This window comes from Nonomuraea sp. NPDC049784 (assembly GCF_040659615.1).
GTDB lineage: Bacteria > Actinomycetota > Actinomycetes > Streptosporangiales > Streptosporangiaceae > Nonomuraea.
Genome location: NZ_JBFAMX010000333.1, coordinates 1 through 10,864, shown reverse-complemented (window position 1 = coordinate 10,864; position 10,864 = coordinate 1). Strand labels below are relative to the sequence as shown.

Annotated in this window: 10 protein-coding genes; 6 read left to right on the top strand and 4 right to left on the bottom strand. The window is 65.2% G+C overall.

Annotation, left to right across the window (positions count from 1 at the left end; genetic code table 11):
* Positions 1 to 135 precede the first annotated feature (135 nt).
* From AB0J09_RS41370 to AB0J09_RS41360, 3 genes are all read left to right on the top strand, one after another.
* Positions 136 to 579, top strand: coding sequence for a hypothetical protein (locus AB0J09_RS41370; RefSeq protein ID WP_360703622.1), 444 nt, complete (start codon positions 136 to 138; stop codon positions 577 to 579).
* A gap of 1,002 nt (positions 580 to 1,581) precedes the next feature.
* A complete protein-coding gene (locus AB0J09_RS41365) occupies positions 1,582 to 2,439 on the top strand; it encodes an SAM-dependent methyltransferase (protein ID WP_360703619.1) in 858 nt (285 codons plus the stop codon).
* A 1,064-nt stretch (positions 2,440 to 3,503) separates the two neighbouring features.
* Positions 3,504 to 4,109 (top strand): bacteriocin fulvocin C-related protein, encoded by a 606-nt coding sequence (locus tag AB0J09_RS41360; protein ID WP_360703616.1) that lies wholly within the window; start codon positions 3,504 to 3,506, stop codon positions 4,107 to 4,109.
* A 260-nt stretch (positions 4,110 to 4,369) separates the two neighbouring features.
* Here AB0J09_RS41360 and AB0J09_RS41355 read toward each other — a convergent pair whose 3' ends face one another.
* The 3 genes from AB0J09_RS41355 to AB0J09_RS41345 form a co-directional block, all read right to left on the bottom strand.
* Positions 4,370 to 5,614 carry a hypothetical protein gene (locus AB0J09_RS41355; protein ID WP_360703613.1) on the bottom strand — a complete coding sequence of 415 codons (1,245 nt, stop codon included), beginning with the start codon at positions 5,612 to 5,614 and terminating at the stop codon, positions 4,370 to 4,372.
* An 80-nt stretch (positions 5,615 to 5,694) separates the two neighbouring features.
* The gene (locus tag AB0J09_RS41350; protein WP_360703610.1) at positions 5,695 to 6,360 is read right to left on the bottom strand and encodes an ABC transporter ATP-binding protein; all 666 of its coding nucleotides are present in this window, start codon (positions 6,358 to 6,360) and stop codon (positions 5,695 to 5,697) included.
* The gene (locus AB0J09_RS41345; RefSeq protein ID WP_360703607.1) at positions 6,353 to 6,880 is read right to left on the bottom strand and encodes a PadR family transcriptional regulator; all 528 of its coding nucleotides are present in this window, start codon (positions 6,878 to 6,880) and stop codon (positions 6,353 to 6,355) included. The genes AB0J09_RS41350 and AB0J09_RS41345 overlap by 8 nt, the downstream gene beginning before the upstream one ends.
* A 47-nt stretch (positions 6,881 to 6,927) precedes the next feature.
* On the opposite strand from AB0J09_RS41345, the gene AB0J09_RS41340 reads away from it, so the two are divergent.
* Entirely contained in the window at positions 6,928 to 7,062 is a 135-nt protein-coding gene (locus AB0J09_RS41340; protein ID WP_360703605.1) for a hypothetical protein, read from the top strand.
* A 119-nt stretch (positions 7,063 to 7,181) separates the two neighbouring features.
* Here AB0J09_RS41340 and AB0J09_RS41335 read toward each other — a convergent pair whose 3' ends face one another.
* Positions 7,182 to 7,880, bottom strand: coding sequence for a haloacid dehalogenase-like hydrolase (locus tag AB0J09_RS41335; protein ID WP_360703602.1), 699 nt, complete (start codon positions 7,878 to 7,880; stop codon positions 7,182 to 7,184).
* Between the two features lie 111 nt (positions 7,881 to 7,991).
* Between AB0J09_RS41335 and AB0J09_RS41330 the strand changes: the two genes are divergently transcribed.
* Positions 7,992 to 9,200, top strand: coding sequence for a helix-turn-helix transcriptional regulator (locus AB0J09_RS41330; protein ID WP_360703599.1), 1,209 nt, complete (start codon positions 7,992 to 7,994; stop codon positions 9,198 to 9,200).
* A 679-nt stretch (positions 9,201 to 9,879) separates the two neighbouring features.
* Positions 9,880 to 10,791, top strand: a complete 912-nt coding sequence (locus tag AB0J09_RS41325; RefSeq protein WP_360703596.1) for a hypothetical protein — start codon at positions 9,880 to 9,882, stop codon at positions 10,789 to 10,791.
* Positions 10,792 to 10,864 lie beyond the last annotated feature (73 nt).

Below are 10,864 nucleotides of genomic sequence, written 5' to 3'. Positions count from 1 at the left end.
GCCAGCCGGCGGTGCACGGAGCTTCCTTGCGGGAGTTCGTTGCGGAACAGGACCTGCACGGGAACGAGGTAGTTGCCCTCGCCCGGGGCGGGCGGTCCGGCAGCCGGATCCGGGACGCGGGCGAGGTCGAACTCGATGCTCGGCGAGTCTGACGAATGCTTCGCCCTGCTGGAACAAGCTGCCCAGACACTCACCGACCACATTCGGGTGCGCGAACCCAACGTGCCCGTCTACCTGCATCACTACGATCTGGCCACGCTGCGTGAGCAGAGCGCCGTCTGCCACCGCGCCGCTGGCCAGATCGGGAAGGCCGTGGCCATTCTGGAAGAGCAGATCGCGAGCCTCGCCGGCAATCTCGCTCGTGATCGTGGTCACCTCACGGCCAAACTCGCTGTCGCTGTTGCGCAGGAGGATCCGTCGCGGGCCACGAGTTTGGGCATGGAAGCGCTCACGGCTGCCCAGCAGACGGGCTCGGCTCGCATCCGCCGGGAACTGCGGGTTTTGGACGGCGAGCTGCTCCAGCGGTGGCCAGAATGCGCCGAGGCCGGTGCCTTCCATGACGCTTTCGCCAGTATGTGAGCCCAGGGGCCATCGTGGATCGAAGCGGCCGCCGCCGTTGCAAGCGCGCATGACGGTGGTCGTGATCCATCTCTCCTGTATGGGCGGGTTTGGCGCCCACGTATCCGCCCTGGTGCGAGGACATCCAGCACACGGCCCATGGCCGCGCCCACGTCGCGTGGCGCATACCCGGTCGCACCGGCAAGCCAGACCGGTTCTACGCCCGGCCGTGGCCGTCTGGTCGCTTTGATAGAAGCCGACCTCAGTCGAGGCCACCTCGACTAGTGCCTGGGTTGCACCCGTGTCAAGTTTGTGGAGGCAGAACACCGCAGGGCCCCCGTCGCCTCACCCGGCTCCGCGCCCGATGCTGGAAGGCCGCCCAACAGCGTCGCGAGCCCGGCCCCCTGGTTCCGTGGGTGTATCCGACTGACCGGAGGAAACGACATGCGAAGTGCACCTCTCACGACTGGTACCGGAGAATCGCGTCTCCCTCGTGCGCCCGAACCCACGGCGTACCTGCGGTCTCTCAAAAGGGAGATCCACTGGTCAAAGAGCAAGTTCCAGCCACTGTCTGCGCATTACACCTACATCGGCTGGGCTACGCCGCTAGAAATCTAGATTGGTACGGGTGGTGACAGGCTGGTACAGGTTGAAATAGGGTCTTGGCATGGCCTTGAGTCCTGCGAGGGGCGCAACGGGGTGCGTCCTGACGCGCACTCAGGCGCCGCCCCGACCGCCATGGGGCAACGCTCTCCATCAGGCTCCAGCCCGGCGACCCCGACACTCCGGGCATACAGTGCTGATGGCAGACCCCCGACCCCCATCGGACGTAGCTGAGGGTGACGGCACTTTGGATGGTGCGCAGTGTGCTGTGCGGCGCGCCCCGCTATGCATCGCCGGATCGCTCAAGTTCGCGGCCGCAGGCCATGGCTTCGGCAGCCAGCATGTAAGAGAAGCGGGCGTGCATGCGCTGGGCGGCATCGCTCGCGTCGTAGTCCACCGGCGGCATATCGAGGTATCACGATGAGCAACTCTCCCCTCCCAGGACCCCTATCCCCTGCTGTCAGCGCTGATGCTCTCGCCGTCGACCCGAACAAGGCCAACATCGCGCGGATGTACGACTACTTCCTGGGCGGCAAGGACAACCTCGCAGCCGACCGGGAGGCTGCTGAGGATGTTCTGGCGGAAAACCCGAACGTGCGCGACACCGTGCGTGCCAATCGGCAACTGCTGGGCCGGACAGTGTGCTTCCTCGTTGAGCAAGGAATCCGGCAGTTCATCGACCTGGGCTCGGGGCTGCCGACGCAGGAGAACGTGCACGAGGTCGCACAGGCCACAGCACCAGACGCGCGCGTGATCTACGTCGACAACGATCCCGTCGTGCTGTCGCACGGGCGAGCACTACTTGAGACGAATCCCCACACCGTGGTGATCGGCGAGGACCTACGCAACCCTCAGAAGATCCTCCGCCACCCCGATGTGTGTACCCTCATCGACTTCACCAAGCCGACCGCGGTGCTCGCATTTGCGATCTTGCATTTTCTGCCGGATGCGCACGCCTATGGCCTGGCAGACGCAATGAAAGGCGCCTTCTGCGCCGGCTCTTACCTCGCGATCTCGCATGTACTGGACACCGATGCGGCCCAGAGGGGCCGAGCCATCTACAACAAGCGCAAAGCGAACGCCGAGGTGATCCCCCGCTCGCACGCCGAGATTCGGCGGTTCTTCGACGGGCTCGAATTGATCCACCCCGCCCTTGACGCCTCCCCGAGCAGCGAGCCTGACCTGGTGCACCTGTCGCAATGGAAGCAGATTGAGACCGGTGTCGAATGGGAGGACCGGCTCACACTGTGCGGTGTGGCCCGAAAAACGGAAACCTGATCGCGGCCGATCTCCGCAGACCTGGGGAATACGACAACGGCCACCCACGTGTTCGCCGAACCGCCTGAATGGCGCGTCGACAAGCTGGGGAACCAAGGCAAGGTTTCGAATCGAACGGCCAACTGGCAAGCAGCCCACCCAATAGCAGGTCTTCAACGCCGAATGACCGTCACGGCGCGTCGAGGAACAAGCCGAGCCTGTCCATGACCTCATCTTCCTCAGAATGCCCCGGCGGATCGCGTACGCGCCATGTGTCGCCGGCGAACGGGCCGGGCCGCATACTCGGCCTACCCTAAGCCCCTGCGACTCAATACTTGATCAGTCAGCCGAACTGAACGCGCGCGTACGTGAGTCCAGCGAGTGCGCGGAACCCGCCCTCCTGTTCCCGGGGACTTTCGTTCCACTCCGGGCCGCCGCGGAACGAGCACCCAACCGCGTCGCCAGAGCCATCCGCTTCACCCCCGGACGATCACCGGCCCTGGTGGCGGGTTGCGCAAACCCTTCACTGCGCGTGAGAGGTCGCTCCTGACACGGCTGCGGGTGACAACAAGCTTGGACAAGTGACAACAACGATGGCGAGTCACACATCGATTTGGCTCCACCTCTTGGTTCTCTGACAAGCTTCCCTTACGCTACTTGACATGAATTTGTCGATCATGCGCTGATAGCCATCGCCTCTACGCAGGTTTGAGTGGGTAGAAAGCGCAAGGGGGAGGGTGTAGGTAGTGGCATCAGAGCCTGCCTGGGTCTTAGCGTTCAACGAATCGTGTTCCCGATGTCGAGCTATCGCCGAGAAGGTAAAGCAATCGAGCGGCGATAAGCTCGACATCCGCCCACTAGCCCATCCTGAAATTCAGGACTGGCGCACCAAGGCCCTCGGAGCAAACGCGCCGTGGGCTCCGACACTGATCAAAGTAGGGCCTCATGGCGTGCAGGCCTGGACCGGCGCTGCCATGGCCCTGCGCCTCCTCACACGCCTGGGGCCGCGCGTCACCTTGAGCGTGTTAGCCGCTCTCGGTGAGTCTCGCGGGAACCGTCCCGACGCTGACGCCAACAGATCTCCGATGGGACGCGGACAATTCCTGCGCCTCGCGGGACTGGGGGTAGCTGCGGGCATTCTCTTCGGCAAGGCGTCGCCGGCGCAGGCGGATCCTGGAGGGTTATCTCCGGCTCAGAAATGGGCCAAGGACAACAAGGGCCGCCTGCCCAGCTCGTACCGCGATTTCTCCGCGTATGACCTGGAGCATCGCCGGGCGATCTACGCTGAGCTGCCTCCCAGTAAGAAGGGCAGCCTGTGGAGGGAGCACCTGGAAGACTATCGCCGCAGTCATGCCGACCTCACAGGAGAGCAGCATCAGGCGATCGACCGGGCCCTCCAGGTGGCGAGCGACGAATCCATCTTTGCTGACGTCACCACCACCACTGCGCAAAAGCGGCTGGAGGATCTCAAGGGAGTCGTCCGGAGCGCGTTCAATCGCGACGAAGAAGCCCTCCTGATAGCGACCCTCGGCCCCCCAGCCTCTTCCTCGCTGCTGGCAGCTCGCGACTGCGACTGCGCCGCCTTTGACGACCTCTGCTGGGGTAGCTCCTGCTACCTCGGCGGCTGCACGCACAGCTACGCCGGGTGCGGGTACTTGTGGCTGTCAATCTGCGACGGCGTGTGCAGGTAGACGTTCGACCCTCGCCTTCTCCTGTCGGATCGAGGTCGCGTCTCAACATCCGGGCTGCGTCGACGGCGAAGGCGGGCGTTGCCGCGACCAGCAGACGCGGAGAATGCCGCAACCGACGTGAAGGGATCTGACCAGGATGATGCTTAAGGTCACGAGCGTGCCTATCCGGATAAGGGACGCAGCTCACCATCGTGAAGCGCACGCTCGTGACCTCTGCACCACATGCGGAACCCGTGCCACTGCTCATCGGAGAATCCGCGTCACGACGCGCGGAGTTCCTCGAAGGCAAGCGATCGGCGCATGAGCGGCCGTGCGGCGCGCGCCACCACCGCGGCGGCAAGGACGCCGATTCCAGCCGCAAGGACGCCCTGGATCGCGGCGAATGCCAGCGCGGTGGGTCGTTGACTGTAGACGTCGGCCACAACCAGGACTACCAGCGCTATTCCGCCGACAGCGGCCACGGCGCACACCGGTAGAGCCGCGATGAAGGCTTGGCGGCTCAAGACCATACTCAGAGCGCGGACCGGGACACCCGAGGCGGCCAGAGCCGCAAGCGAGCGCCGATGGTCCAGCAGAGCCTCCGCCTGGTGCACAATCAGGGCCGCGGCCGAGGTGATCAGCGCGATCAGCAGGGCGAGATATACCAGCGCGTACGTCGTGACAGGAAAGGCGTACGACTCGCTCAGCAGGAGGATCTGCGCCTGCTGCGCACCCACAGCAGAGGCGAAGAACACCGTCAGCCCCACCACCGACAGCGCGCGCGCCCAGCCTCGAGGATCAGCTTCGACCATCCGAGCCGCGACCAGCGTCTCTGCCGCCTTGGCGCGGCGACCGACCCATCGGGCGCTCGCTCGGATCAGCCACGCTGCTCCAAGGACCAGGCCGAAGAGCACGAGCACCGCTCCGACGGCCATCGCCAATCCCGCGCCGTATGGGCCGCCCAGCACAAACCGGCCCTTGCCAGCCGCACCGGCGCCTACCAGGCCCGCGCCTGCCAGAACCAGCACCAAGTCGATCGCCTTCGGCCTGGCCGGGCCAGTCCGCCGGGCAACGCCGAGCGGGGAGGTCACCACGTGCCGGCCCGCCCTAAGCCCCGACAGAACGCCGCCTACGGTGACGGCTACGAACAGCGCTGCGATCACCAGCGGCGACAGAAACGGTACGGCGTCCACGAACCACGACAGCGCCCAGTTGACCAGCGCATACAGTGCGAGTCCGAGCAAGGCCCCCATCAGCGTCCGTTTGCCGCTCTCGTAACCGCCGAGCAGCCGCACATCTCGCGGCGTGGCTCCGGCCAGCCGAAGAGCCGCCAGCCGACGTTCCCTGCTGGCGGTGGCCAGACGGCTACTGAAGTGGGCGAAAGCCATGACGGGGACGACGAGCAGGGCCAGCGCCAGCGCCGTGACGGCGCGCCGGTCCGGCGTGGACAGGCCGCCGAGGTCGACGCGCGCGTCATGCCCGAAGGCCAGCAGATTGGCCGCCAGGCACAACAGCAGCATCGCCATCGCGGCTCCGGCGGTCATCAGCCGGGCACGTACCCGCTCCCTGGGTGAGGCTCCCTTGGCGAGCATACGCATGACCGTGATCATGCGCTCACCCCCGCCAACACCTTGCCGTCGCGGAGCACGACCTCCCGATGAGCGTAGGCAGCCACCCGGTTGTCGTGCGTGGCGATCACCAGCGCCGTGCCCTCCGCGCGGGCGGCAGCCAGCAATTCCTTCATGACCCGCTCGCCGGCCAGCGAGTCGAGGGCGCCGGTTGGCTCGTCAGCGAAGACCACGCGGGGCCCGGTGACCAGCGCTCGAGCCACCGCGACCTGTTGCAGTTGACCGCCGGACAACTCCCCCGGCCGCTGATCAGCGACATCCGGCACGCCTAGCCGTTCCAGCCGCGTCTGGGCAGCACGCAGCGATTCTTGACGCGGGCGACGGTTGAACAGCAGCGGCAGCGCCACGTTCTCTACCGCGGTCAGGTCTTCCACCAGGCCCCCGAATTGGAAGACGACGCCAAAGCTGTGGCGACGCAGGCTGGTGAGGTCCGCCTCGCTGGCCGTGTCGATGCGCTGACCCTCGAAACGAATCTCACCGGCGTCGGGGCGGACAATGCCGGCCAGACAGTGCAGCAGGGTGGACTTGCCGGATCCGCTCGGCCCGGTAACGGCGATGATCTCTCCCTGGACGATCTCGATCGATACATCGTCCAGTGCGACGGTTTGGCCGTAGGTCTTGCGTAGCGCGCGTGCTTCAAGCATGGGCGTCCTCTGAAAGGTCTGCGAGTCGGGCCAGGGCGGTCTCGAGCCAGTCCAGGTCTGTAGCCAGGTGCTGGAGGGCATAGTCGGCTGCCAGTACCTCGGCAAGGGTGCCGGCGGCCTCCTTCTCTGCGGTGAGTTCGCGCATCCGTGCCAGGTGGGCGGCACGCTGCCTCATCAGGAAGTCGTCAGCGGGCGCGCCTAGAGTGGCCGCCACCACCACACGTGATACGAATGTGCCGGCCGCGGTCGGTGCGGCCATTTCGACCTGTTGCAGCCATCGGGACAGCTCAGCGCGGCCGTTCTCTGTGATGGCGTATGTCGTACGTTCTGGCCCGCTGTCCTGCGCCGTCTCGACGACTTCGGCGAAACCATCTCGCTGCAGTCGACTCAACGTCTTGTAGACAGGGCCGTAGGCGAGCGGTCGGGCACCAAGAAGCAGCCGATCGTGTGCGTGCTTGAGGTCGTATCCGTGCCTGGGGCGCTTCGCGAGTAGACCAAGGAGTACATGTCCCGTAGACATGACCGAACTATACACTCTGTACATGTACTCAGCGAATAGTTAGCGACGTGCGTCATCCGCGCATCCGCCTGGCAAGGCAGCGCAACGCCGCCCTGCTGCTGCTCGGTTACGCCTGCGCCGCCCGCGCCTCTGAACTGTCCGCGCCGGACATCGCCGACATCCTCGAAACCCCGACGGCCTGACGACCACCGTCTACCGGCGCGAGCTCAAGAAGCACACCGAGTGCAAGATGGGCTACGGCACCAACCCCGTCGATGACCCTTCTGCTGTCCCTCTTCTCGCATAAGTCCGCGCCGAACGGCTAAGCCTCTCGCACCATGGCCACGACCGAGTCCGTATTTGCAAGGTTGGGCAGGATACGTACCGCCCCGGCGGCACGCAGGTCATCAACGGAGCTTCGCCCTGATGCCACCGCGATCAGTGGTACGCCATTTTCAAGAGCGGCATCGACATCGGCCGGCGTATCTCCGATCAGCACCGCATCCCCGGGCGCGATCGGTTCCCCGAATACGGATGCAGCTCGCCCTAATGCGATGCGCACCAGCTCGGCGCGCACATCATCGTCCTCACCGAAAGCCCCGATGCCCCAGCGGATATGCCTGTCAAGGCCGAAGACTTGGAGCTTGACCTCCGCGACCATTCGGACATTTCCTGTCAGAACGGTCTGCACAACTCCGGGTATTGCACTCAGGGCGTCCAGAGCCGCGGCGGCGCCAGGTAGCGCGTGGCCACGCTCCCTCAACTCCGCAGCCCGCGCGAGGTGCGCCTCGGTGAGCGCTGAAGCGAACCGCTCGAAGTCATGCCGGTCGGTCTGCAGGCCATGGAGCCTGGCGGTGTCCCGGAAGATCACAGATTCGGTAATGCCGTCGATCTTCGCCTGCTCGAGCATGGGCACGCCTGTCACTTGCTCGAACGCCTGGCCTGACAGCTCGCGGCCGACGCCCCTTGTGTCGATGAGCGTATGGTCGATGTCCCACAGCACGATTCGGCGATCCGTCATTGATTCCTCCACCCTCACCCATCGCTGCTCCAGACTGTCACACACTCGTGTAGATCTGGCCCTGTGCGGTGGGCCCGTCTACGCTCGATGCATCAATAGGAATGGGGTCGGATGAGCGTACCTGCGCTTCCCATCGGCGAACGTATTCGCTATTGGCGCGAGAAAAAGCAGCGCAAACAAGCCGCCGTCGCCGGACTATGCGGTATCACAGAGGAGTACCTGAGCCAAATCGAGCGTGGCCTGAAGATCCCCTCTCTACCAGTGCTCCAAGCGCTCGCAGCCGAACTTGGAGTCCCGATTTCAGCTCTGCTGGGCGAGAAACGAAACGAACTCCTTGCAGAGAATGCCTATGTGGCCGACCGCGTCGTCACTGCCCTGATGGGATACGGACCAGCTCGCAGCGCCCAGCCCATAACGCTGGCCGAGCTACGTGAGCGGGTGGAGTCGGCATGGCGAATCTGGCAAACCAGTCCGAAACGGTTCACCGAGGCCGCCTCTGTTCTCCCTGCTCTCATCGTCGATACCGAGAACGCCATACGATCTCACCGCTTCGGCTCTGACAGTGCGGCGCGGCGGGATGTTCTAAGGACGGCCGCAGACCTCTATTTCATGCTTCGCTCGTATTGCCGTCGAGCTGGGCGAGTCGACCTCTCGCTCATGGTTGCGGACCGAGCGTTGCGCGCAGCCGAAGACGCTGATGATCCAATTCGGCTGGCCGCGGCGCAATGGAATCTCGGACACGTCCTCCTCGCCGACGGCGAGTACGAGGGAGCCAAGCAGATCGCGCTCCGAGGCATCGAAGATCTGCAGGCCCTACCAGACGACGCCGACGTAGTCGCGATGGAGGGGGCGCTGGAACTGGTGGCGGTCGTCGCCGACGCTCGACGCAAGCAGTGGTGGCAAGCACGCGAACGCCTTTCCGACAACGCCACGCCGCGGGCCCAGCAGGCCGGCGAGGGCAACACAATGTGGACGGTCTTCGGGCCTACCAACGTCGAACTCCACGCTGTAAGCATCGAAATGGAGGCCGGCGAGGCCACAGAGGCTCTACGCGTTGCGGATCAGATCGACACCACCCACCTACCGTCGATGGAGCGGCGCTTCACCTTCCTCCTGGAGGTTGCCCGCTGCTACGACTTGCGACGCGAGGACCCAGCGGTGCTGGTACACCTCCTCGATCTGGAGCAGATGGCGCCCGAGGACCTAGCCAGAAACCCGCTCGCCCGAGACATGGTTACCCGTCTCCGCCGTCGTGTACGTCCTACGTATCGCCGACAGGTTGACGCCCTAGCTGAACGCCTAAGCTCTGTTTCAACCTAGCTGCTGGTTACCCGAACTGCCAGTTCGGGTGAACCTCTGTCGCCATCCCTACCGTCGCTGGAAACGTCACTCAACAGACGGCGGCGGTGATCATGCAAGGGACGGCAAACACACTCCAGGTTGCCGCTGGCGCGCAAATCGCATCGATGGCGGCTGAATGGGATGGCATCCGTGTGCAGAGGCACGTCGGCCTGGCCGTCCTCCAGCGTCTGCCCGACGCCAGCCTGCCGGTCATCGTCGATCCAGCAGAGCGCACCATGTATTTTCTGGTGCCCATCGGCACCGCCGATGACTGGGAACTACTCGACCAGCGAATGTTCGATATCAGGCGCCACATCAACCTCCCCCCTACGCGGCGGCAGACGCCACCTGGCCGCTACTGGCTCACGTCGCCAGGATGCTCACCGCGATGCACCGGATCGAGATCACTACGCGCGGCGCTGGAGGACGTGTGGAACATCCTGTTTGCCTCCCGAATGGAGACGAGACCAGTCGCCTCTGAAGGACACGCCGCACCTATTCACGTAGCTGACTGCACGAGAGAGCGACCCGACGACCCCGTGAAAGACAAGCGCGCCGCTCGCCCGGTTCGGTGCTCTCTAGCGCCTCGCGCCCCAGCGACGAGCTAGTTCCTCTCGCTGGGGTGCGAGGCCCCCACACAAGCCCCGCTGGAGGCATAGTGAACGACCTTTCGGCCTGGGAGACGCTTCCCTTCCCCGTCCGTAACCACATCGTCCAAGGTCATACAGGCCAGATACACAAATTTCAGACCGTCAGCACGTCCAGGCACGGCCTCGCGCTTCATCTGCACGGTACGAGCCAGTCCGTGTTCCTCAGGGCCACTCCGCTTCGCAGCCCGGACCTGCAGCTGTACAGGCGGGAGCAGTCGGCGACCCTGCACCTGCCTGAGGATGCGCCCGCGCCCCGCTTGCTGTGGCACACCACCGTGTACAGCTGGCTGCTGCTGGCATACGAGCTCATCAACGACAACGCCGATCACGTGTTCCTGTCACCAGATTCGGTGAACGTGCCGCTCGTCCTGGACGCCGTGCAGCGGCTGGGCAAGATGCTGACCCCGTGCCCGGACGGCGCCCGGCCGGTGACCGAACTCGTCACTAACATGCAGGCGATGGCAGAGCACATGCTCGGCAAGGCGCCCACACGTCTGCCCGGCAGGGATCTGCTCGAGGCCGCGCTCCAGCAGCTCGACCCGGACGCGTTGCAAGGGGACACGCTGCTGCACGGCAACCTGGCCCCGCGGCACCTGCGCATCAAAGACCAGTTCGTGTACGCGGTGGACTGGTCGCAGGCATGCCAGGGCGCCGCCGGCGTCGACCTCGTTTTCCTTGCTCCTCACCTTGTTGAGGCCGGGCACAGCGCCGAGCAGGCCGAGGCGCTGCTGGCGGACATACCTGCGTGGGCGGAGCTGCCCGCCATCCAGGTGGCCGGGCTGACCGCGCTGTGGACTCTGGCGCGGCTGCACCAGGCCGAGCACGGGCACGAGATCCGCCGCCCCGAACAGACCCGCCTCGCCGACGCTGGCCGCATCTGGCTGGCCCACCTCCTGGACCAGGCTCTGAACGGGAGCTGATGATGCTGACGCGGCAACCCGTACCCGTGCAGCCCATCCGGGGAGCGTTGCACAATGCCGCGCCCTTGTGCGG